Here is a 24216-nt window from a genome sequence, read left to right on the forward strand (position 1 = left end):
GCTTACTTATTTATCAGTTTGTTCGATTTCTTTTATTAATGCTTCGATTGTTTCGATGATTGATTGTCTAGCTTCTGGATCTTGAAGCGCCAGCTTTAGGACTTTGTTGGTCTTAAGCTGTTTGATCATTTTTTGGTATTGCTCATTTTTAGTTTTTAAGTCAGCCAAAAACGGACTTTGTGCAATGAGTCCATTGATTGAAAAATCGCCAATATTTTTAAATCCTAATTCTTCGCGGGTAATTCTTCCCTCGTCATCTTCAAAAGCCACGTTGATTTTTGGGTCAAAGTGTTCGAAAACTTCGTCCATATTTTTTAATCCTGTAACAATTTCTGGCCGTACAGGCGTATTAGGTGTTAATTTCTGAGCGATTAAAGTTTTATTTTGAGGGATTTCAAGGATACTTTCCTGACCTTCTTGTCTGACTTCGTTACCCCCAATTCCATAACTGTTTGAAAATGAATTCGCCATGCTGTCTAGTATTAAATGTTAATGTTAGTATAGAAAAAGAGCTTTAAAAAATTGTCTTATATCTGTAGTTCAAGTTGATTATAGTCACACAACCATCTTGGTCTTTTTGCAATTCGATTTTTTTAATATTGATATTCCTGTCTCTGATTGCTTCATCTAAATCTTTTAAAGAAATCGTCTTGCCATTGCGTAGCTTGACTAGCGGCAGGTCGTCTTCACAGAAATATCTTTTTACGTTTTCAAAAGAAAGCTTGTCTTCGCTGATGCCTAAAAGTATTGCTTTAAACTTTTCTTCATTCAACCCGGCAAGTTCCGGACTGCGTTTTGGAGCATCGGGCAATTGCTTGAAATAATCGCCAACGATATCTGCTCTAGAATTGCTTCTTCTTTCTAATCTTTCAGAAACAACATCTTTTACTTCTTTTTTGGCAGGCAGTACTGTTATTTTTACCTGCTTTACGTATTTTATGTCGCCATTAACGACTAACGAAACTATTTTTTCACCTGGAATTCTATATACATAAGTAGGATTCTGGTCAATTGCATCAATTTTGATTCCGTCTCCAAATCTCCATTCCCACGATTTAGCATGTGAAGTAGAGTCTTTGAATTGCACTTTTTCTCCTTCATACACTACTTTTGGGGCATAAAATTTAGGCAATAGACTTTCATCAATCACATCATTTTTCGGAAGAATTGTGATTGTTTTTTCAATAGTACAATTGTTATTGATTAAAAGCTTTACAGTATATTTTCCGGGTTTGGAAAAGGAATGCGCGACTTTTGAGCGGTACGAGATTTTACTTCCGTCGCCAAAATACCACCTCCACTCATACGAGTTAGGCGTATTATCTGAAAAGGTAATGAGCTCCCCCGCTTTAAAGGTTGGAGCATCAATCTTAAACTCTTTAACAGTACAAATCGCTTTGTTGTTTATTTTGAAGGCCAGTAAGCCACAAGAAATGACAAAAATTATAATGAAGAACAATATAATTTTTCCATCAAAGTGGGTTTTTATTTGATTACTCTTATTCATTTTATAATATTGGTAAATTATAAACTGCTGGGGGCGATAAATAAGCGAAATTTGTCTTATTCCAAATTTATAAAAATTTCCTTTCGTTTTTCATGTTAAAATACTTTATCAAAAAAATTATTGTTAAAGTGACAATGAATTAACATATATTTAAACCGTCAATGCTTGATTTTACTACCTTCATAATTAATGATAATATTTTGTTAAATTCGCTTTATCCAAATGTTAATTGTGAGTTTTGTGGGTAAAAAGTATTAATTTAACATCATAGAAAAGGATTTTAAATCCTAAATGTATAAATTAGTTCCCAAAATTTTTAGGTTTAAATAATCAGCTTCCCCCTTCAAAAGCACAAAAGATTATTTAGCTATTTTAGTAAAGTTTCTGAACTAAACCGCCGTTAATTATGTTTAAAAAGATTGTTTTTTTAAGCCTTATGCCTATATGTTTTGTTTCTTGTCTGCCTAAAAAAGACTTTGCTATCACCGATGATTTTGTGGCTTCGCAAGCTGGAAGCACAAAAAAAGGAGCTGGCAACAAACATACTTACAATACTGTTTTGAGCAATGAGGACAAAAAATATTTCGCAAAAAAATTAGAAGTCAGCGAAACAGAAATATTAAATGAGAAACTATATAATTTTATAAAAAGCTGGGAAGGCACAAAATATGTTTATGGAGGAGAAACGCGAAACGGAATCGATTGCTCCGCTTTAATGCAAGAGCTTTATACGTATGTGTATAAAAAAGACCTTCCGAGAACCGCTTCAGAAATGAGCATGGACAATAGGATTGAATTGTTTAAGTCTAACGAAAAATTGCGCGAAGGAGATCTGGTTTTCTTCAGAATTACTGAAGAAAAAATAATCTCCCATGTTGGAATTTATCTTAAAAACAACAAGTTTTTTGCGGCAAATCAAGTTGGAGGAGTTGAAATCTCAAGCTTAAAAAAAGCTTTTTGGAAAAAAAATTTCGTAGCCGCCGGCAGATTTAAACAATAATTGGGGTATGATAAAAAATCGCTTTTTTGTTGAAAATTACAGAAACTTGACGCCTTTTGACTTAAGGGTTGAGCTGTTATTTGATACGCTTTTAAAAAACAGGACCGACGACCTAGATGTGGTTCTTAAGCCGAGTGGCGTTTTTTACAGGAAATTCAGCAAGGATACGATGAATATTACTACTGATGTAAATGATTCAGACATCTTGAACATCGATATCAGTCGTGATGGATTCTATGATATCCTGCCTGAAAGCATCACGCACAATTACAGAAATCGTGATCAAAGAAATGATGCTTCGCAAGAATTTAAAATCCGTAAAAAGGAAGAAAAAGAAGCCCGCCATTTCTATAATCCTCTAGAAAATGAGCTATTCCGATTCCGACACCAGATTGAACGATACGAGTCCGATTTCTTTTCAAAACTAAGCACGAACGGAATTGCCGATATTATCAGGATGATTCTTGGCGTCGAAAAAAACATTCCCGATCTCTTGACCGTAAAAATGTTTTACGCTTTGATGAAGCTCAAAGGAAATTCTGGACAGAATATCTCTGATATTACTGCAATTCTTGAAAAAATATTGGGCGAAAAGATTTCGTATACGTCTAAAAATATCCAACTGGAAAACGGCCATGATGTCGTAGAAGATTCGGGAGAGATGATTATGGGAATCACGACAACCTTGCAGAGCAATCAGGAAATTTTTCTAAAGAAATATAATTTCACTATCGGACCTTTAACGAATCCCGACAACCTCCCTAATTATTTCAATGATCAAGTTCTAGAAAATTTTTTAACCACGTTCTTTAACCTTTTTCTTCCGTTTCAAGTACAATATTCTTTTGAAATCCAATTAAATTCAGAAGACGAGCTATTTGCAATGGATGACACAATTTATAAATCAAGACTAGGAATATCAACAGTAATATGAGAAAATATCTAAATCAAATTGGCGGGGGCGAAACGCTTGTCTATATCTTTTTAGCCATTGCAATAGCGATGATTATCAGCATGTTTATTGGCATGAAAACGCCAAAATTCAGACAAGAGAAAAAAAGCTTCTTCATCTATATTATTTGCCAAGGATTAATGCTGCTGATTTTCGGCGCGATTTTATTCAATTTAAAAGACACGACAGTTAATATCCGATTCATCTCATTTCAAGTATACCTGCTGATTGCTGGAGCCGTACATTTAACTTTTTTCTATTTGTATTTCAAGCAATTCGAAGCCAAAGAACTCTATAAAGAAATCTTCATAGCCATTGTTTCCGGAATTTTCTTGGAAGCCTTTGTAATCATGCTTATAGGACATTTCCAAGAGTTAGTTTACATGTACTATTATCTTGGGACGATGTTGTTCTTTTTGGTTCCAACATTTTGTTTTACGCTTTTCAAAACCGCTATTTCGATTCCGGCAAAGCTTCACAAAAGATGGTTCTATCCTGTAAATACGAAATATCCTGCGCCGCAAATTTCTGAAATGAGAAATATAATTATCGTAAATTTAGTATTCACGAAAAAAGCAAATGATTCAACAATTATAAATTTCAAAGTAAAAGCGCCACGTGCTTTTGACTTCGGAAAACTGTTTTATTATTTCATAAACGATTACAACGAGAAGAATCCTAACAGCCAAGTCCGTTATCTGGACGACAAAAACCAGCCGTATGGATGGTATTTCTACACCAAACCAAAATGGTTCAGCTCATCCGATTACATCGATCCTGATTTAGCAATAGACACCAACAACATCAAAGACGGAGCAACGATAATTTGTCAACGAATATAATTTTTTAATTATGGCTGAAAATATTAAACACTTTCCAGTAAACTGGATTGATGGAATGAAAATAAACAAAAATCACTTCATCACCTTGCAGGACAATATTGAAGATTTGGTCCGAGATGCGCGAAATTTAGGCGTAAACGAACTGAATTATGGCTTGATGTCTACCAACCTGACACGGCCTTTCCAATATTCGATCTCTATAGATGCGCATAATGAACTGAGCGTAAGCATCAAGCTTATCAAAGCAGTGACACCTGGAGGAGGAAGAATTGAAATCACCGATTATACAGGAGAGTTCAATGAGAAAATCGAATTGAAAGATTTTGACCTAAAAGAAAACAATTACTTTCTTTTGCTGAATGTTGATCCATTTCAAAGAATACCGACCGGCGAGCAGAACATGGAGGAAGTACCGCCGCGTTTTCCGAATGCGATGTCGCGCTATTTCCTGACAAGCGTTATCGAAAGCGAAGTAAACCAAAATAATATCGGCGCTTTGCAATTTCCGTTGGCGAAATTCAAGACTTCGGCCAACAGTTATGAAATCTTGACGGATTATATTCCGCCTAGCTTGACGGTCAACAGCCATCCGACATTGATTACCTTGTTTGAGAATTACGAATCGTTCTTCAAACAGATGGAGTTCAATGCCGTTCAGATTTCTCAAAAAATCAGATTTAGGAACAGTACAGAAGACGAAAACTTAATCGCGAACATGGTTTTTGAAGCGTGCGAAAAAATCCTGAGCTACGTAGCGCAGAATATCACCAGAAGCAAATGGGAAAACTTCTCCATGAAACCGATGGAAGTCCTAGAAAACACAGTAAGCCTGGCACGAATCATCAAGAACAGCTTTGACTCTTTTTCTGGAGATGGAAAAGAAATGCTTTTCAACTATTTTTCAGAATGGACAGAAATTTCCAGCGGGGATTATGAAAGGCTTTTTTCAGAAACTATCAATACCAAATACAAAGCGTATGATATTGAGCCAACCGTACACCAAGTGAATAATTTTATTTCAAAAATAGATTACCTGTTCAATATCTTAAACCAGCTAGATTATATCGGCAAAAAACGCGATGCCGGAATTTTTGTTAATGAAAACATTGTCAGAAACGAAAGAGTTAGCTTTTTCGGCAACGACGACAAAGACAACAATCCGCCAAACTCAGCGCCAACTTTTTTAGCAGAATAAACCAACCCAAAAATCTACACCAACAATGGATATCTTAAATAGAAAAGAACGAACTTCCGCATTCCTACTGTTCCTGCTGATGTTTATCATCACGACCGGAGTATTGTTTTTTGCGATATTTTTTAACTACAAATTGCCTCTAAAAGAAAATGAGGTCTTAAAAAGCGAAAACGACCGAATCCTGACCGAGTTTAACTTCCAAAAACAATTTTCCGACAAGATCGAGCATATCGGCGTGTTGATTGATTCGCTGGACAAGGCTCCTGAAAGCTTTCAGTTTATCGAACAGAACATCAGCTTTGAGCTGGTAGATCTAAAGGAAAAAATTCCTGCTGATTCTGACCAAAGCCTGAAGCTATACGACAATGTAATCATAACCATCAATGATTTGGTAAAAACCAAAAAGCTTCTGTTGCAAGTCAACGATTCTAAAAAAGAAATCGATTTGCTGAACAAACAATTGAAAGAATACGAAGAAGAAAACAAAGAATTACTCCGTGATCTGCGATTGACACAACAATTGAGAAGAACTAACTAAATTCGAGAATTATGATCACAGAAGACATCTTGCAGGCAATCCACATTGCAAAGCAATACGCTAAAGACAATTTCAATCAAAAATATTCTCCGGCACATTTGCTAAAGGCACTTTTGAATCCTCAGTTCAACTTTATGAGAGAGCTTGATTCTAAAGGAATTGATGTTTTCTATCTTGACGAATGGGCTGATATCCGAATCAGTGAATACGCAAAAGCTTCAAAGCCAAGCGACGATCCGGCTCCAGACAGCGGCATGAATGCCATTCTTGCCGAAGCAGAAGAAATTGCAAAAAAATCAGGCGATGAAATCAGTTTTGTGCCTATTCTAAAAGCATTGGTGACTCCAGGCGTTGGCTTTTCGCACGACCAGCTAAAATCCTTGCCGTTGACTCCGACAGATTTGTCATCACTTTATGGTTCCGGAACTGCAAACACGCAGTCCAATTCTGAAAAAACAAAAATCAATCCAACAGGAAATTCGTCCACATTAGACAAATATTGTACGGACAAAATAAAACATTATAAGTCGAAAGAATCAATTCCGATGATCGGCCGCGATGAAGAATTGAAAACAATTACAGAAATCCTAAACCGAAAATTAAAGCCACACGTAATCGTAATCGGCGAATCTGGTGTCGGGAAATCAACACTCATTGAAGGTTTCTGCGGAAAAATTGCCGATAAGACTATATTGGCCGCCTTTAACAACGCCAATGTTTTTGAAATCAACATCGGTCCTTTATTTGCCGGCGCTTCCTACAAAGGAGAAGTGGAAGACCGCCTTCAGAAGATTTTCAATGAAGTAAAAAACTACGAAAAGCCGATACTTTTCATCGATGACATTCACGAATTATTCGACTCCAATCAAGGAAATGGAATCGGAAGCATCATCAAATCAGAACTTTCCAAAGGCGACATTACGTTTATCGGAGCTACAACTACAGAAAAATTCAGAAAATCGTTAGGCAAGGATGATGCGCTTTCCAGAAGATTTGAAACGCTGGAAGTCCATGAACCGAATCAAGATCTGGCTTTGAGAATGATAAAGAACGTGATTTCTCATTACCAGACGCATCACGATTTTAGCATAGACGAAGAAGGCTTGAAAGAATCCATTCGACTTTCAAAACGCTATCTAAAAGAAAAATCCCTCCCCGATTCGGCTTTAGACTTAATCGACAGGACGATGTCTTCTTTAAAAGTTGCCAAAGAAACCATCAAAAAAGAACTGCCAGAGCTAAAAAAACAGCTTGAGGCAATTAACGATATCATTGAAGAATTAGAGAGAGAAGAAAAGATTCTGTGGCTCCATTCCGATATCCAAAATAAGACCGGAAAGCTTTTCAGCGACAGCGAAGAAAACTTTTCATCCGTTGCAAACGAACAAAAAATCGCGCACCTAGAAGGGCTTTTGGCCAATATGGAACGATTGAATGACGAAGAAAATATTGTTTCTTCTTCTCACCTGTCGCACGTCGTATCAGGCATTACAGGAATTCCAGCAGGAAAAGTAAAATCCGATGAACGCGAACGCCTGCTTGACATAGAAAACACCTTAAAAAAGAGAGTTATCGGCCAAGATCATGCCGTAAAAGTAGTTTCAGATGCCATATTAGAATCCCGTTCAGGATTGACCAAGCCTGGGCAACCAATCGGCTCTTTTTTCTTCCTTGGACCAACAGGGACTGGAAAAACAGAATTGGCAAAATCGCTGGCTGATTTCCTTTTCGGAGATGAAAATGCGATCATTCGTTTGGACATGTCAGAGTTCAAAGAAGAACATTCTGCTGCACTTTTATATGGTGCGCCTCCTGGCTATGTAGGCTATGAAGAAGGCGGACTTTTGGTTAATAAAATCAGACAAAAGCCCTATTCCATTGTACTTTTTGACGAAATTGAAAAAGCACATAAGTCTGTTTTTGACGTCTTTCTTCAAATTTTGGATGAGGGAAAATTGCACGACAGATTGGGCAAAGAAGGTGATTTTTCGAATTCGGTGATTCTTTTCACGTCAAATATCGGTTCTGATTTTATCGTCAAATCGTTTGAAAAAGAGATCATTCCAAAATCAAATGATCTGATTCAATTGATGACCGGGTATTTCAGGCCTGAATTTTTAGGACGTCTAACCGAAATCATTCCGTTTGCGCCAATCAGCAGAAAAAGCGTTTCGAGGATTTTTGACATTCACTTAAAGAAAGAATTGTTGCAATTACTAGAAAAATTGGACATCACGCTGCATATCGACGAAAAAGACAAAGAACAGATTGCCTTGATGGGCTTCACGCCAGAATACGGAGCACGACCAATCAAAGGAACAATCCGAAATCAGCTGAAAAGACCGCTTTCACGCATGATTATTTCCAACGAAATCAAAAAAGGCGACACGCTCAAAGTCACATTGAATGAAGAAGGAGAAATTAAATTTACGATAGAAAATGAAAGACCTATTCTACAAGATTCCAATTGATTTCAAGCGATTATCAAGCGGCGAAGATTTGAGGAAAGTCACTATCGAAGAATCTCTGGCGCAATATATTTCCCTGATCATTACAACGATTTTCGGAGAATACAAATATGATGACGAGTTTGGAACTGTTATCTGGGAAACCGATTTCAATCTTTTGGCGAATGCCAATCAGCTGAAAGACATGATCAAAGAATCTGTTCATGAAAAAGTAAAAAAATACGAAAAGCGCCTTATTGTTACCGACGTAACTTTAGGCGTAAGCGAAGACACCGTAAGCTATGAAGCCAACATCCGCGTAAAAAAACGCTTGGACATTGTAGTTTATGGCGTAATCAAAAAAACAAACCAGCCGTACTATTATAAAAGCTCCTATTTTTTAGCGCCGTTTTCATTTAAATAAAAAGCATCGATGAACCAATTATCAAAAGACCAAATTAAGGACCGATTACTCAAGCGCGCTGCCAAACAATGGGGCTATTCCGATGTGGAGCTGGAAAACGTCTTTGACCCGATCGTTAACCTGCTTTTTGATGTCTGCGCCAAAGAATTGGAGAAAATTTCCAATGAAGTTTTTTCTAGCCGAAGAAGAATTACCGAGCGTTTGGTAGACATCTTGACTCCGACAGCTTCGGCAAAAGCTACTCCGGCACGCGCCATTGTAAGAGCTTATCCTGTAGAAAATGAAGTAACTTTAAACGATTACCATCAGTTTTATTTCCAAAAAAAGGAAGCAAATCCTTATAATCCTACCGAAAATATAATCAAAAATTATTTTTTCGGGCCTACAAAACCTGTAAAATTAAACCGCAATAAGCTCAATTATGTCATACTTCCAAACGGCGTACAACAGGTCGTAAAGGAGCAATTCAGGGAAACTGTAAGCAGCAATAATTATATAAAGCCTGCTCCTCACGGAACCATTTGGCTTGGACTGAAACATCAAGGTGACGGAATAATCAAAGACCTGATGTTTTATTTTTATTTGAAAAACATTCATGACCGCAATACTTTTTTCCACTTCCTGCCAAGAGCAAAATGGTATTTGGGCGACCATCAGCTAATGACGGTCCAAGGATACAATAATGACGAAAAGTATGACAACAATTATGGTGAATTGATTCAGGAAGAATTTTATCATATTGAAAGGACTCAAGAACACACGAATGATTATTACAGAAAGAATTTCATCACGATAAAAGACATCATCAATATCGGCGACAGTCACTATTCCATCCCATCAGAACTCAGCAGTTTTATCCCTGCAGAAGATTTGAAAGTTATGGCCGATGAAAAGCTGATATGGATTCGTATCGAGTTTCCTAACGTAATCGGAAAAGACATACTTTCTGAAGTTTTTTGTGCCAATAACTGCTTTCCGGTCATCAATAAAAAACTAAATGAAGTTCAAGGAAACATCAAAAGCCTGCTGAACATTTATCCTTTACATCTGAATGAGGAGTTTTTTCTAGAACTTTTTTCAGTGGCAGACGACAAGAACAAGGAATTCGATGTAATCAAAAATGATGATGAAAAAGGCGACAATGATTATGCGTATCTCAGATTTGGTGGAATAGCTCGTTTTGACGAAAGAAACGCGACTGAAGAAATCAACTATTTAATTGATTTGATTCGCGATGAAGCGGCAGCTTTTTCTAGGCTTGGCCACGATTTTACGGACAATAACCTGAAAGAAATCAACCAAATCATTTCGCGTTTTAGGAATAAGATGTCGCAGGTTGGTATGCAGAATATCAACAATCCTTACTTAATCCTGAATACAGCGAGCAATACCAATAAAGGCACCTTATTTGCCAAATATTGGACGACAAACGGAGAAAGTGCTAATAAAATCAATACGTTTTCAAGATTGGTTTCACATAAAGGTTCTGATTTTGAAAGAGACAACATTATGTTCTTATCCACTACCCAAGGCGGAAAAGACGAACTTTCGAATTCGGAGAAAATCTATGCGTATCGAGAAAATTTAGTCTCCAATCAAAGAGTCGTAACACGTCAAGACATCATCATTCTTTGCAAGAATCATTTTGGCGATGCCATTACTAGAGTCGATGTAAAAAACGGCATACAGACGAGCTTAGACAGCAACGTGGGCTACACGCCTACCATCGACATATATCTTGAACGAAAAGACAAGGAATATTATAATGAAGAAGAATGGTATTTCTTGAGCGAAGATTTAAAGTTGATGATTGAAAACCGAGCAATAAACATAGTTCCTTTCAGGATTATCTATTCTTAGGCCAATAAGAATTTCGTGAAATTTATTTTATCTTATCGTTTTTTTGTTATTTTTATAAAAAACTAAATTATAACCTTATGAAAAAACTAATTTTTACGGTAGCGATAGGCAGTATGTTACTCGCTACATCCTGCAAAAAAGAAGAAACTGTTACAACTACAGATGGTGATGGCAATACAACCGTAACAACAACGACAACCAAAAGCAATCTGGATCTCGAATTGAGCGAAAAAGCAAAAGCGAATCTGGATGAAGCCGAAAAGAAGTTAGCCGAAGCAAAAGCAAAAGGCGATAAAGAAGCCGAAAGAATAGCTCAAGCGGCTGTAGACAAAGCGAAAAGTGCTTGGGAAGCTACAAAAGATGGCATAAAAGAAACTTCTGAAGATATTAAAGAAGGAGCAAAAAAGGCCAAAGAAGATATGAAAGAAGGCTATAATAATACTTTAGAGAAAGCTAAAGTCGAATAAAAAAGAACAAAAAAAAGCCCATTCTTTCGAATGGGCTTTTTAATATCAAAAAATCTTGTTCTTATGCTTCAAATGGAACAACAGAAACGAAAGATTTGTTATCTGATTTCTTTTGGAACTTAACAACTCCATCAACTTTTGCATGTAAAGTATGATCTTTACCCATGTAAACGTTTTCTCCTGGATTGTGTTTAGAACCTCTTTGTCTAACGATGATGTTCCCAGCGATTGCAGCTTGACCACCATAAATCTTAACACCTAAACGTTTCGATTCTGATTCTCTACCATTCTTGGAACTACCGACACCTTTCTTATGAGCCATGACGTATTAGTTTTAAATGTTAATTATTCTTGAGTTTCTTCTTTTTTAGCCTTAGCAACTTTTTTCTTTGGAGCTTCTACTGTTTCTTCAGTTGCAGGAGCAGCTTCTTTTTTAGCAGCAGCTTTTTTTGCACCTGGAGCAGTAATTCCAGAGATTTGGATTTGAGTCAAGTACTGACGGTGTCCGTTTCTCTTTTTGTAACCTTTTCTTCTTTTCTTTTTGAAAACGATTACTTTATCTCCTTTTAAGTGTTGTAACACTTTGGCTTCTACAGAAGCACCTTCTACAGCCGGGGCGCCTAAAGTGATTGTTCCGTTATCATCCAACAAAAGAACTTTTGCAAAAGAAATTGCATCTCCTTCTTTGTCAGCCAAACGGTGAACATAAACCTTTAAGTCTTTGCTTACTTTAAATTGTTGCCCTGCTATCTCTACGATTGCGTACATAACAATGATGTTTAGTTAATTTTTAAGGATGCAAATATACAATTAAATATTAATCCTGCAATTCTCACAGAGAAAAAAATTTCAACCTCCAAAAAGACAGCCTTTTAGCCTCAAAAGAAGCGCTTTTGAAGGATAATCCTGAAAAGTACGGATTTAGTCCCGTTAAAAAGTTATCTTTTCTTAAAAAAATCTTGAAAAAAAGTTACATTTGGCGTAACAAAACACACATTTGACATACAAATGTCAAAATCAATAACAAATTATTAATCGTTATGAAAAAATCATTAATGGCTTTGGGTTCAGTTCTCATGCTCGGAAGTGTCGCTTCAGCTCAAAAAGTAGCTTTTGAAGAATATACACTAGAAAATGGTCTTCATGTTATCTTGCATCAAGACAAATCAGCTCCAGTTGTAATTACGTCTGTAATGTATCACGTGGGTGCAAAAGATGAAAACCCTGAAAGAACTGGTTTTGCTCACTTTTTTGAACACCTTTTATTTGAAGGAACAAAAAATATCGGTCGTGGAGAATGGTTCAAAATCGTTTCAGGAAACGGTGGTACCAATAACGCAAATACTTCTGACGACAGAACGTACTACTATGAAATTTTCCCTTCAAACAGCCTTGAACTAGGATTGTGGATGGAATCTGAAAGATTAATGCACCCTGTAATCAACCAGATTGGCGTTGACACTCAGAATGAAGTTGTTAAGGAAGAAAAAAGACTTCGTGTTGACAATCAGCCATACGGAAATCTTTTTACAGCTGTAAAACAAAACATGTTCAAGAAACACCCTTACCGTTGGGCTCCAATCGGCTCTATGGAACACCTTGATGCAGCTACTTTAGAAGAATTCCAAGCTTTCAACAAAAAATTCTACGTTCCTAATAACGCAGTTCTTGTTGTGGCAGGTGATATTGATTATGCTCAAACAATTAAATGGGTAAAACAATATTTCGGTTCAATTCCAAAAGGAAAAACTGATCTTACAAAACAAACTTTTACGGAAGACCCGATCACTCAACCTATCAAAGCAACTTACGAAGATCCGAACATTCAGCTTCCGATGTTGGTAACTGCTTACAGAACGCCTTCAATGAAAACTCGTGATGCGAAAGTTTTGGACATGATTTCTTCTATCTTGAGCGATGGAAAAAGCTCTAGATTGTACAAAAAAATCGTTGACCAAAAGAAAATGGCTCTAGAAATTGGCGCATTCAACTATAGCCAAGAAGACTACGGCGTTTACTTCATCTACGGTTTGCCAATGGGAGATGCTACGCTTGAAAGTCTTACAAAAGAAATTGATGAGGAAGTTACAAAACTTCAGACTGAATTGATTTCTGAGAAAGATTTCCAAAAACTGCAAAACAAATTTGAGAATCAATATGTAAACAGCAACTCTTCTGTTGAAGGAATTGCCGAAAATCTAGCTACATACTATTTGCTTTATGGCGACATCAACTTGATCAACACAGAGAACGAAATCTACCGCTCTATCACTCGTGAAGAAATCAGAGACGTTGCAAAAAAATACTTGAACCCAAACCAAAGATTGATTTTGGATTACGTACCAGCAAAAGACAAAGCTCAAAACTAAGATATACATCATGAAAAAAACAATATTCATTTTATCAAGCTTGTTTTTAACAGTAATTATGCAAGCACAAGACAGACCACAGCCAAAACCAGGTCCAGCTCCAGTTATCAATATCGGGAAGCCTGAGACTTTTGAATTGAAAAACGGATTGAAAGTAATGGTTGTCGAAAACAACAAGCTTCCAAGAGTTTCTTATAACCTGACATTAGACAATGCTCCTTATGCAGAAGGCGACAAAAAAGGAGTTGCTGATATCACAAGCGCATTGATCGGAAGCGGTACTAAAAAAATGTCTAAAGACGTTTTCAACGAAGAAGTTGACTTTTTAGGAGCGAACATCGGATTCAGCTCTAACGGAGCTTATGCTTCTGGGCTTTCTAAATATTCTGACAGAATCCTTGAATTGATGGCCGACGGAGCCCTAAACTCTGTTTTCACTCAAGAAGAATTCGACAAAGAAAAAGCAAAACTTATTGAAGGTCTTAAAACGCAAGAGAAAAGCGTTCAAGCTGTAGCTTCAAGAGTTGAGGACGTTTTGGTATATGGAAAAAACCATCCAAACGGAGAATACCTTACAGAAGAAGGAATCAACAAAGTAACTTTAAACGACGCTATCTTAAACTACAATACCTACTACGTGCCTGCAAATGCATACCTAGTTGTTATTGGAGATGTAAAATTCAAAGACGTTAAGAAAGCAGTTGAAAAATATTTCGGTTCATGGAAAAAAGCAAGCGCTCCTGCAGTGATTTACTCAGATCCAAAAGACGTTCAATACACTCAAATCAACTTTGTAGACATGCCTAATGCAGTTCAATCAGAAATTGCTTTGGTAAATGTTTCTAACCTTAAAATGACTGATAAAGATTATTTCGCAGTTCTTTTGGCAAACCAAGTTATCGGAGGAGATTTCAACAGCTACCTTAACATGAACTTGAGAGAGGCTCACGGATGGACTTACGGTGCTCGCTCTAGCATTCGCGGTGACAAATATGTTGGAAAATTCAAATCGAATACTCAAGTTAGAAATGCTGTAACAGACAGTGCCGTAGTTGAATTCTTCAAAGAATTAAAAAGAATCAGAACGGAGAAAGTAGCTCCAGATATGTTGAAAAACGTAAAAGCGGGTTATGTTGGAAATTTTGTAATGCAAATCCAAAAACCTGGAACTGTAGCACGTTATGCTTTATTGACTAAAACACAAGGTCTTCCAGCTGATTTCTACGAAAACTATATCAAAAACATCAATGCTGTAACTGCAGATGATATCATGAGAGTAGCAAATAAATACTTCCTTGCCGACAACACAAGAGTTGTAATTACAGGAAAAGGAAGCGAAGTATTGCCAGGTCTTGAAAAATTAGGAATCCCGATGTTCTATTTTGACAAATTCGGAAACCCAATAGAAAAACCAGTTGCAAAAAAAGAAGTTCCTGCTGGAGTAACTGCTAAAACAGTTTTTGAAAACTATATCAAAGCTATCGGTGGTGATAAAAACGCAAAAGCGGTAAAAACTGTATTCTCTACTTTAACTGGAAATGTTCAAGGAATTGCAGTAACTATGACTAGAAAATCTTCTGCTAGCGGTAAAAAAGCTGACGAAGTTACAGGCATGGGACAAACATTGAGCAAAGAAGTTTTTGACGGAACAAAAGGATACGAGTCTGCTCAAGGTCAAAAACAAGACTACGATGCGGCTAAAATTGCTGATGCTAAATTCTACGCTGCACCTTTCCCAGAATTGACTTTGGCTTCAAAACCAGGAATCACATTATCTGGAATCGAATCAATTGATGGAAAAGATGCTTATGCGATCAAAGACGGCAAAAAGACGCTTTTCTACGATGTAAAAACAGGATTGAAAATTGCAGAATCAAACGTTGAAGAAGCACAAGGACAGCAAATGACACAAGTAGTTACATTCTCTGACTACAAAGATGTAAAAGGCGTGAAAGTTCCTTTCAAAACAGTTTTGAACGTTGGTATCGAAATCGAATTAACAGCTTCTGATGTAAAAATCAACGAAGGTGTTTCTGAAACAGATTTCAAATAATCAAACTCGATCATAAAAAGTAAAGGCTGTCATTTCTGACAGCCTTTTTTTATTTAGCTATTTCCTAGCCGACAGATAAACACCGATTAAGACAATAAAAGCACCCAAAGCTTGAACCAAAGTCAGGCTCTCACCATCTAAAATTCCCCAAACGCAAGCCACTACAGGCAGCATATACGTAACTGAAGAAGCAAAAATTGGCGATGAAATCTGTATTAGCTTAAAATAAATCACATTCGCAACACAGGTCCCAAAAATAGCCAAGACTCCGACAAAAAGCATTGATGTTCTTACGTTCGGAAGATGCGCCACTTCAAAGAAATTCGAACAACACAAAATAATAAAAGCCGGAATCAGCAGAACCGTAAAATTACCGACCGTAATACTTAACGGATTCAGATCTGAAAGATATTTTTTAATCAAGTTTACATTAATAGCATAACAGATTGCACCGCAGATTGCCAAAGTAGCAAACCAATAATTCTGTCCGGGATGATTGACTGCACCGTTTAAGATCAGCAAAGCGCTTCCAAGCAAACCAATTATCACGCCGAAAACTTGCCTCCTTTGAAAACTCAGTCCAAAAACCAAGGCACCTAAAACAAGAGTCCCCAATGGTGTCAACGAATTTAAGATAGCACTGATCGAACTGTCAATCTGCGTCTGAGCGATGGAAAAAAGATAAGCTGGAAAAAATGTCCCCATCATGGCAGTCAAAGCGATATATTTCCATTGATGCTGTTTGATATTCTTTAGGCTTCTAAAGCCAACAGACAGCAAAAAAACAGCAGCAAAAATCATACGCAGCGACCCCAATTGAAAAGGCGTCAATCCAACCAAACCTCTTTTTATAAGAATAAAAGAGCTTCCCCAAATCAAGGAAAGAAAAATCAAGAAAAACCATTTGGACTGGATTGCTTTCATAGCTATTATTTTGTTGCCCAAAATTCTGCTATTTTAATGAATTTCAGGTTTCTTTTTTTATTAATTTTGTAAACCTTTATAAGTCAAAGGAATTGTTAATTCAAATTTTAAATACAATACTATGAATTTCTCAAAATCATTATTAGTCCTTGCACTCTCTGGAATCATGTTCGTTAGCTGCAAGAACGAGCCAAAAGCAACAGAAGCTGGAGAACCAACAGAAACTGCAAAAGATTCAACAGCTGAAAAAACAACTGCTGCCAATCTTCAGACCGCAAGCTTCCAAATTGATGGTATGTCTTGTGCTGTAGGATGCTCAAAAACAATCGAGAAAAAACTGGCCAGCCTTGACGGAGTGCAAGAGGCTAAAGTCGACTTCGAGAAAAAAACAGCAACCGTAGCTTATGACGCGGCAAAACAGACCCCAGAAACATTAGTAGAAACAGTAGAAGCTGTTGCAGGCGGTGAAACCTATAAAGTTTCAAACGTAAAATCGTCTGGAGATAAAGCAATGCTTTACAAAGAGAAAGAAAAGGAAAAAGAGAAAAAGAAAAAAGACGACAAAAAAGCTTCTTGCCACGATGAGAAATCAAAAGATGCAAAAGCTGGCGGATGCTGCTCAGGAAAAAAATCTTGCTCAGCTGATGAGAAAAAAGCAAAAAGCGCTTAAGTCTTAGCCTATATACAAATAAAAAGAGAACCGATTTGGTTCTCTTTTTTTATTGTTTCCATCGTAAGGTTTCCATTAAGACCTGCATGTCATTCTTGACATAACTCGAAGCAGGCATTATCGAATCAAAGTTGGGCTTTGCATAAAAATATACCGAACCCGTCACAAAATGCCTGGTACTGTCAGTAGCATAAAACAGCGCGTTAGTAGCCGCATTGCCTCCTACCTTATAAAACATACCATACACTTTATTCTTTTCATTTATGAAAGGCTGCTCCATAATATCATCTGCCTTAATTGTATGCTTGTAAGTTAGAGTCTGAGCATCTCTTAAATGCGCTTCGATATCATTTTTTACAGGCTTGTACGTCAGATAAATGGTAGCTTTCATTTTAGGATAACTGATCGTAAAATTACAAGTTCCCTTATCTGAAATAACAGCATCCTCGTTCATATCAAATGTAAAAGGGCAATTATTTTCAAAATGCACGTATTCAGCCATAGGATATTCCAGCCTCAACTGGCCAGCAGGCTTTGGAACTGTATCGTTTTGGCAGCTAAATACCGAAACGACAATAAATCCAGAAATTAAAAGTGCTATACTTTTCCTAAACATTATTAGTATTGAAGATCTTCTTCTTGGGAGCTTGAATCAAAATTAGCAGATTTTACATCAACTGAAGATCCTTGTTTTCCAGCATCAATATCTTTCTTTGTGGTCAAGAAAGTAAATTCAGTTACCTGAATTTCTGTGGTGTATTTTGTAATGCCTTCTTCAGTCTGCCATTGACGGGATTTTATCCTTCCTTCAACATATATCTTGTCTCCTTTTGACAGATATTTTTCGCAGATTTCGGCGGCTTTGTTACGAACAACGAGATTATGCCATTCGGTAGAAGCAATCTTTTCGTTAGTTTGCTTGTTTATGTAAATCTCATTTGTTGCAAGGGGAAATCTGCCGATGCAGTTACCGCCTTCAAAATAGTGCATTTTGACATCATCGCCTAAATGTCCTATCAAAATCACTTTATTTAACGTACCATTCATTTTTCGTGGGGAGTTAGTAGAAACCTTCAAATATAATAATTTCTATCAAATTTGGCTTATCAAAGCAAATCTTTTTCAATAAAATTGTGAATTACTATCGGAAATGGAAAAGAAATCATTGATTCATAAGATATTGCATTTTCAGCCATACCTTGAATTTTCACCTTTAAAAAACGTATATACAAATGCTGATGTGATAATTTATGCAAGATACTCTCATTATTTAACGGCTTTATTGACAAGATTTCAAATTTTGAGCCATATTCCTCAGAAATCAATTTTGAAATTTCATCAAAATCGATTTCAGATTCGGTTTCAATAAGAGGAAACTCATATAAATTATGCCATATCCCTTTTTCGGTTCTTTTTCGTAAAACATACTGCTCGTTATCGTCAGAAAAAACCAAATAATTAAAATAGCGATTTCTCACTTTTGTCTTTTTCAACTTAACCGGAAGCTGATTTACTTTATGCTTCTGCAAAGCCAGGCAGCCTGAATTCAAGACGCATATTTCGCAGTCTGGATTTTTAGGAACGCATTGCAATGCGCCAAATTCCATAATCGCTTGGTTAAATAGCGCCGGTTTGTCTTTCGGAATCAATGCAGCGGCCAATTCCGTAAATTCTTTTTTCGCTCCGCTGGAAGCGATATCTGTTTCAATATCAAAATATCTTGACAAGACTCTGAAAACATTTCCATCGACAACAGGAACTACTTCATTATACGAAAAAGAAGCGATAGCGGCTGCAGTATACTCTCCTACTCCTTTTAACTGTAGCAAATCCTTATAGTTATCCGGAAAAATTCCGCCCAATTCAAAAGCCACATATTTTGCGGTATTATGAAGGTTTCTGGCTCTAGAATAGTAGCCTAATCCTTGCCAAAGTTTTAACACCTGCTCTTCATCAGCATTGGCCAAATCAAAAACAGTTGGAAATGAAGCGGTAAATGATAAAAAATAAGGCAATCCTTGCGCAACACGGGTCTGCTGGAGCATAATTTCCGACAGCCAAATATGATATGGATTGACCGTGTTTCGCCAAGGCAAATCACGCTTATTCTGTAAATACCATTGGATTAACGAGTTAGAAAAATTCATCAGATAAAATTGGTTAGCAAAAGTAAAAGTTTATGTTATTAAATTTTAATCGTTTATGGTTGAAATATTGTTTTTTTAATTCATATATTTGCAACCTCAAAATTTTACACAATAAATTTAAAATAAGAAAGAAAATGACGAAAGCAGATATCGTTGCGAAAATTTCAGAAAAATTAGGTCTTGAAAAAGGAGACGTTCAAGCAACAGTTGAGTCTTTTATGGACGAAGTAAAAAACTCTTTGGAAACTGGTGATAATGTTTACTTAAGAGGTTTTGGTAGTTTCATCATCAAAACAAGAGCTGAAAAAACAGGTAGAAATATCTCAAAAAACACTACAATTAAAATTCCTGCACACAATATTCCTGCATTCAAACCAGCAAAGGTTTTTGTTGAAGGAGTTAAAACGAATACTGAAGCAAAAGTAAACTAATTTATTAATCACTAAATTTTCAAAATATGCCAAGTGGTAAAAAGAGAAAAAGACATAAGGTAGCGACTCACAAACGTAAAAAGAGAGCGAGAGCTAACCGTCACAAGAAGAAAAAGTAGTCTGACTACTTTTTTCTTTTTTAAGAATATTTACAATAGTTCATTGAAATTTGAAAATAGACTGATTAAAAGAATAGAACAAAGACAAGGGCTAAGCTTCTTAACCCTTGGTTTTTTCTTCTCAAGACTATTTTCTCCGGGTACAATACCTGTTAAATAATTGTTTAATCCATCTGTAAATAAGATTTTAGATCTTAGATTTTAGATTTTTAGGTTTTTAAATCTATACTCTTCTTTCTATATTCTATTTTCTGAAAAAACAGATAAAAATTTACAGTGTGAATAAAGAACTGATCATCCGATCTGGTTCGGAAGCCGTAGATTTTGCCTTATTAAAAGATGGAAAACTAGTTGAATTACACAAGGAAGAAGAAAAAAGCAACTTTCAGGTTGGCGATATTTTTATTGCCAAAATCAGAAAGCCCGTTGCGGGATTAAACGCTGCTTTTGTAAATGTAGGCTTTGAAAAAGATGCCTTTTTACATTATCACGATTTAGGCCCAAATTTAGCTTCCCAATTGAAATTCATCAAACTTGTAAGCGCAGGTAAAATAAAAGATTTCTCCCTAAAAAGCTTTCCTTTTGAAAAAGAGATTGACAAAGATGGCGTTATCACTGATGTAATTAGTGCCAACCAGTCCATTTTAGTACAAGTCGTCAAAGAACCTATATCGACAAAAGGCCCAAGAATTAGCTCTGAGCTTTCTCTTGCCGGTCGATTTATTGTTCTCGTTCCTTTTTCTGATAGAGTTTCTATATCACAAAAAATAGAATCCAAAGAAGAAAAAGATCGTCTTAAACGCTTAGTACAATCAATCCGTCCAAAAGGATTCGGTGTTATTGTGAGAACAGTAGCAGAAGGCAAAAAAGTAGCCGAACTAGACAAAGATTTGCAAAATCTGCTCAGCAGATGGACTGCAATGTGTAAAAAATTACCAACTGCTCATCATCCGTCAAAAATATTAGGAGAGCTCAACAGAGCTTCTTCAATTTTAAGAGACGTATTTAATGATACCTTTACCGGTATTCACATTGATGATGAAGAGTTGTACAACGAAACGAAGGATTATCTGCAAGAAATTGCACCTTCAAAACAATCAATAGTGAAGTTTTATCAATCAAAAGACACGCCTATCTTCGAAAAATATAACATAGAGAGACAGATCAAGACTTCCTTCGGAAAAACAGTATCGATGAGCAAAGGAGCTTATTTGATAATTGAGCATACTGAAGCGTTGCACGTCATCGACGTCAATAGCGGAAACCGTTCAAACAAAGCTTCGAATCAAGAAGATACTGCCCTGGAAGTAAACCTCATCGCCGCTGCAGAAGTGGCAAGACAACTCCGCCTGAGAGATATGGGCGGCATCATCGTTGTCGATTTTATTGATATGTCCAATCCAGAAAACCGTAAAGTCCTTTACGATTTCTTGAGAGAAGAAATGAGCGATGATAAAGCCAAACACAAAATCTTGCCACCTAGCAAATTTGGATTGATCCAGATTACGCGGCAAAGAGTACGACCTGAAGTAAATATCAAGACCAGAGAAGAAGATCCCAACAATGAAAATGGGGAAATTGAAGCTCCAATCCTGATTGTCGATAAGATTTCTTCAGATGTCGAACGACTATTGAAAGCCCATAAAAAAGTAGTGCTTAATGCACATCCTTTTGTGGCAGCATACCTTACTAAAGGTTTTCCATCATTACGTTCAAAATGGTTTTTTGAACATAAAAAATGGGTGAAAATAATACCTCGTGACGCTTACACGTTTTTAGAATACCATTTCTATGACAAACATGGAAATGAAATTAGAGATTAAATAAAAAACCGCCTTTCGTGAGATTGGCGGTTTTTTTGTTTCTTTTAAGTAGATTATTCTTTTACAATCTCGATTCTTCTGCTGATTTCATTGCCTGCTTCATCTGTCACTGTAATATAATATTTTCCGGTTTTTGCTTCTACAGACATCTCGTGAAACGTCTGCGTGGTTCCTAAAAACGTATCATTCAGATACCAGAATAGTTTTGCTCTTTCGTCAGAATGTGCCACTTTCAACACAAACGGCTGTATTTCTCCATTAAAATTTTTGGTCAGATAAACCTTTCCGTTTTCTTTCGGATAAATAAAATCCATCGTATAGGACGATGCTCCTAAGCAATCTGCTCGAAACGGCGGCAATGAAACATAATCAATATGTTTGGTCTTGTAATACAGCTCCATTACGGGAGGCAAAACAAACCAAGGCTTCGTCACCATCTTGTCTACATCCTCGCAATTGCTATTCACCTGAAACTGTTGCGAAGCATCCAAATGTATCATTTTATGATATGGACAAACGGTAGTCTGCTTGCTTTTTAGCGGAATCCATTGTTTGATTTTAGGACAGTTTTCTCCAGCAATATGACCGCTCAATTGGCAGACTTCGGCTTCTTCCAAATCATCATACGGAGTTGCGAACCATTTTTTTCGTGGCAATAGATTAAATACGTCAAACAAAATAGGCGCCGCACTTCCAACGCCAGTCAAAGAGGGTCTTCCTTCTCCGGAAGCATTTCCAACCCACACGCCTACGACATATCTCGAATTAGTGCCGATGGCCCAGCCGTCACGATTTCCGAAACTTGTACCTGTTTTCCAGGCGATTTCTAATGAAGAATCGTAGAACTTCCAAGCTTCGTCTCCTTCTGGTCTATTGACTTCTTTCATGGCATTATAAGTCAGCCAAATAGATCCTGCTCCTAAATTTTTCTTGTCATACGATTCTTTTCCAAAATCCATTTCCTTTCCTAGCGTCCAATTCAATTCTGTAAATTCATTGGTACGATATTTTGCAGAATGTGTCGTAAAATAATTCACGGTAGAAGTCAGTCCTGCGTAGGTTTTTGTCAAATCCCAAAGATTGCTTTCTGCGCCGCCGAGAATCAGCGAAAGTCCGTAATGGTTCGGGTGTTTGTTAATATCCCGCAATTTAAACTGCTGCAATTGGTCATAAAATCGATAAACGCCATGGTCTCTCAGCATTAAAACCGACGGAATATTCAGCGACCGCGACAAGGCGCGATGGGCTGGAACAGCTCCGTCATACGTCAAGTCGAAATTTTTAGGGCTATAACCCGCTATCTGCGTTGGAATATCCGGAACCAAGGTATTCGGCAATATTTCACCAGCATCGAGCATAGAAGCGTATAAAAATGGCTTTAAGATGCTTCCCGTACTTCTTGGTGCTGTAATAATATCGACATCTTTTTGATGATCTTTATCCGTCGGCGAATTCCCGACATAACTGATAATATTTCTTGTTTCTACATCTACAATAATAATCGCAAGATTGTAAATTTCAGACTGTCGGTATTGATTGTAATATTGTCCTGCGATTTGATTTACCCTATTTTGCAACGCAAATTTGACTGTTGTCTTGATTCGTTGCCCTTCTTCCTTCTTGGCGACATTCTGTAGCAAATGCGGTGCAATTTGTGGCAAATCATAGGGTTTTTGTGGCAAGTCTTCCAATATAGAAAGTTCGTAAGTCGTCTTATCAATTACTTTTTCCTCATATAGTTTTTTGAGCAGCCCATTGCGCTTATTCAAAAGTCGTTGCTGATTTTTACCAGGATAAATCAAACTTGGAGCATTTGGAAGTACCGCCAAAGTTGCAGTTTCAGCCCAAGATAATTGGTGCGGCTGTACGCCAAAATAACGCCAAGAAGCCATTTCTAAACCCACGACATTACCACCATAAGGAGCATGCGCGGCATACAATTCAATGATTTTTTCTTTGGAATAGCGAAATTCCAAACGCGTCGCCAAAACCAATTCGATGAGTTTTTCAAAATAGCTTCGTTTTTTTCCGTCTCTGGAAAGTCGGATGACTTGCTGTGTCAGCGTACTTCCGCCACGCACCACTTTTCCTGCTTCGTGATTTTGCTTTACGGCTTTTACCATAGCGACAGGATTGAATCCGGGATGCTGGTAGAAATGCTCGTCTTCAAAATAGACAATACATTTTTTGAATTTTTCGGGTATGGAATCTTGAGCCGGAAATCTCCATTGTCCGTCCCGAGCTATTTTAGCACCTAAGAGTTCGCCTTCTTCGCTTTCGATAACCGTTGAATAAGGTTGCTCGAAAAGCGTTCTTGGCAAGCAGAAATAATAGGCAATTAAAAGCAATCCGAAAAAAATGGATTTCTTCGGATTGCGTTTTATTTTATCAATAATGCGTTTCAGAAACGCTTTTATTTTACTCTTCAATTCTTACTTCATTATATAA

The 24216-nt window shown here is 36.9% G+C and carries 23 protein-coding genes; 14 read left to right on the forward strand and 9 right to left on the reverse strand.

The window, feature by feature from the left end:
• Positions 1–6: 6 nt before the first annotated feature.
• Positions 7–471 (reverse strand): hypothetical protein, encoded by a 465-nt coding sequence (locus GGR22_RS05640; protein WP_121375368.1) that lies wholly within the window; start codon positions 469–471, stop codon positions 7–9.
• Positions 472–514: 43 nt separating this feature from the next.
• Entirely contained in the window at positions 515–1507 is a 993-nt protein-coding gene (locus GGR22_RS05645; protein WP_121375369.1) for a PKD domain-containing protein, read from the reverse strand.
• Between the two features lie 406 nt (positions 1508–1913).
• Between GGR22_RS05645 and GGR22_RS05650 the strand changes: the two genes are divergently transcribed.
• The 9 genes from GGR22_RS05650 (at position 1914) to GGR22_RS05690 (ending at position 11232) form a co-directional block, all read left to right on the forward strand.
• Positions 1914–2507 carry a C40 family peptidase gene (locus GGR22_RS05650; RefSeq protein ID WP_182492884.1) on the forward strand — a complete coding sequence of 198 codons (594 nt, stop codon included), beginning with the start codon at positions 1914–1916 and terminating at the stop codon, positions 2505–2507.
• A gap of 7 nt (positions 2508–2514) precedes the next feature.
• On the forward strand, positions 2515–3441 hold the full coding sequence (locus tag GGR22_RS05655; RefSeq protein WP_182492885.1) for a hypothetical protein: 927 nt from the start codon (positions 2515–2517) through the stop codon (positions 3439–3441).
• Positions 3438–4301, forward strand: coding sequence for a TssN family type VI secretion system protein (locus GGR22_RS05660; protein ID WP_121375372.1), 864 nt, complete (start codon positions 3438–3440; stop codon positions 4299–4301). Before GGR22_RS05655 ends, GGR22_RS05660 begins: the two co-directional genes overlap by 4 nt.
• A 10-nt stretch (positions 4302–4311) precedes the next feature.
• Positions 4312–5496, forward strand: a complete 1185-nt coding sequence (locus tag GGR22_RS05665) for a hypothetical protein (RefSeq protein WP_121375373.1) — start codon at positions 4312–4314, stop codon at positions 5494–5496.
• 25 nt (positions 5497–5521) lie between these two features.
• Entirely contained in the window at positions 5522–6034 is a 513-nt protein-coding gene (locus tag GGR22_RS05670; protein ID WP_182492886.1) for a type VI secretion system transmembrane protein TssO, read from the forward strand.
• 11 nt (positions 6035–6045) lie between these two features.
• Positions 6046–8505, forward strand: a complete 2460-nt coding sequence (locus GGR22_RS05675) for an AAA family ATPase (protein WP_182492887.1) — start codon at positions 6046–6048, stop codon at positions 8503–8505.
• Complete coding sequence (locus tag GGR22_RS05680; protein WP_121375376.1) at positions 8474–8905, forward strand: GPW/gp25 family protein; 432 nt, start codon at positions 8474–8476, stop codon at positions 8903–8905. The genes GGR22_RS05675 and GGR22_RS05680 overlap by 32 nt, the downstream gene beginning before the upstream one ends.
• 9 nt (positions 8906–8914) lie before the next feature.
• Entirely contained in the window at positions 8915–10765 is a 1851-nt protein-coding gene (locus tag GGR22_RS05685; RefSeq protein WP_182492888.1) for a type VI secretion system baseplate subunit TssF, read from the forward strand.
• Between the two features lie 77 nt (positions 10766–10842).
• Positions 10843–11232: a hypothetical protein gene (locus tag GGR22_RS05690; RefSeq protein WP_121375378.1), complete on the forward strand. Its 390-nt coding sequence runs from the start codon at positions 10843–10845 to the stop codon at positions 11230–11232.
• A gap of 61 nt (positions 11233–11293) precedes the next feature.
• Here the strand turns inward: GGR22_RS05690 and rpmA are convergent, their stop codons facing one another.
• Both rpmA and rplU read right to left on the reverse strand, forming a co-directional pair.
• Entirely contained in the window at positions 11294–11554 is a 261-nt protein-coding gene (gene rpmA / locus GGR22_RS05695) for a 50S ribosomal protein L27 (RefSeq protein WP_056067915.1), read from the reverse strand.
• Between the two features lie 23 nt (positions 11555–11577).
• Entirely contained in the window at positions 11578–12000 is a 423-nt protein-coding gene (rplU, locus tag GGR22_RS05700) for a 50S ribosomal protein L21 (RefSeq protein WP_121375379.1), read from the reverse strand.
• 272 nt (positions 12001–12272) lie between these two features.
• Here rplU and GGR22_RS05705 point away from each other — a divergent pair, with 272 nt between their 5' ends.
• Positions 12273–13601: a M16 family metallopeptidase gene (locus tag GGR22_RS05705; RefSeq protein ID WP_121375380.1), complete on the forward strand. Its 1329-nt coding sequence runs from the start codon at positions 12273–12275 to the stop codon at positions 13599–13601.
• 10 nt (positions 13602–13611) lie between these two features.
• Positions 13612–15654 (forward strand): M16 family metallopeptidase, encoded by a 2043-nt coding sequence (locus GGR22_RS05710; RefSeq protein WP_246336915.1) that lies wholly within the window; start codon positions 13612–13614, stop codon positions 15652–15654.
• A 57-nt stretch (positions 15655–15711) separates the two neighbouring features.
• Here GGR22_RS05710 and GGR22_RS05715 read toward each other — a convergent pair whose 3' ends face one another.
• Entirely contained in the window at positions 15712–16578 is an 867-nt protein-coding gene (locus tag GGR22_RS05715; RefSeq protein ID WP_182492889.1) for a DMT family transporter, read from the reverse strand.
• A gap of 121 nt (positions 16579–16699) precedes the next feature.
• Here GGR22_RS05715 and GGR22_RS05720 point away from each other — a divergent pair, with 121 nt between their 5' ends.
• On the forward strand, positions 16700–17248 hold the full coding sequence (locus tag GGR22_RS05720; RefSeq protein ID WP_182492890.1) for a heavy-metal-associated domain-containing protein: 549 nt from the start codon (positions 16700–16702) through the stop codon (positions 17246–17248).
• Positions 17249–17297: 49 nt separating this feature from the next.
• On the opposite strand, the gene gldD is transcribed toward GGR22_RS05720, so the two are convergent.
• Genes gldD through mutY form a run of 3 tightly spaced genes read right to left on the reverse strand, consistent with a single transcriptional unit; the run spans position 17298 to position 19395 of the window.
• Positions 17298–17864 (reverse strand): gliding motility lipoprotein GldD, encoded by a 567-nt coding sequence (gene gldD, locus GGR22_RS05725; RefSeq protein WP_121375384.1) that lies wholly within the window; start codon positions 17862–17864, stop codon positions 17298–17300.
• A 2-nt stretch (positions 17865–17866) separates the two neighbouring features.
• Positions 17867–18295: a single-stranded DNA-binding protein gene (locus tag GGR22_RS05730; protein ID WP_121375385.1), complete on the reverse strand. Its 429-nt coding sequence runs from the start codon at positions 18293–18295 to the stop codon at positions 17867–17869.
• A gap of 59 nt (positions 18296–18354) precedes the next feature.
• Positions 18355–19395 (reverse strand): A/G-specific adenine glycosylase, encoded by a 1041-nt coding sequence (gene mutY / locus GGR22_RS05735; protein WP_182492891.1) that lies wholly within the window; start codon positions 19393–19395, stop codon positions 18355–18357.
• Positions 19396–19427: 32 nt separating this feature from the next.
• On the opposite strand from mutY, the gene GGR22_RS05740 reads away from it, so the two are divergent.
• Entirely contained in the window at positions 19428–19826 is a 399-nt protein-coding gene (locus GGR22_RS05740) for an HU family DNA-binding protein (protein WP_262671438.1), read from the forward strand.
• A 397-nt stretch (positions 19827–20223) separates the two neighbouring features.
• Positions 20224–21768, forward strand: a complete 1545-nt coding sequence (locus tag GGR22_RS05745) for an Rne/Rng family ribonuclease (protein WP_121375387.1) — start codon at positions 20224–20226, stop codon at positions 21766–21768.
• A 53-nt stretch (positions 21769–21821) separates the two neighbouring features.
• On the opposite strand, the gene pbpC is transcribed toward GGR22_RS05745, so the two are convergent.
• On the reverse strand, positions 21822–24197 hold the full coding sequence (pbpC, locus tag GGR22_RS05750; RefSeq protein WP_182492892.1) for a penicillin-binding protein 1C: 2376 nt from the start codon (positions 24195–24197) through the stop codon (positions 21822–21824).
• Positions 24198–24216 lie beyond the last annotated feature (19 nt).

This window comes from Flavobacterium gossypii, assembly GCF_014138495.1.
Classification (GTDB): Bacteria; Bacteroidota; Bacteroidia; order Flavobacteriales; family Flavobacteriaceae; genus Flavobacterium; species Flavobacterium endophyticum.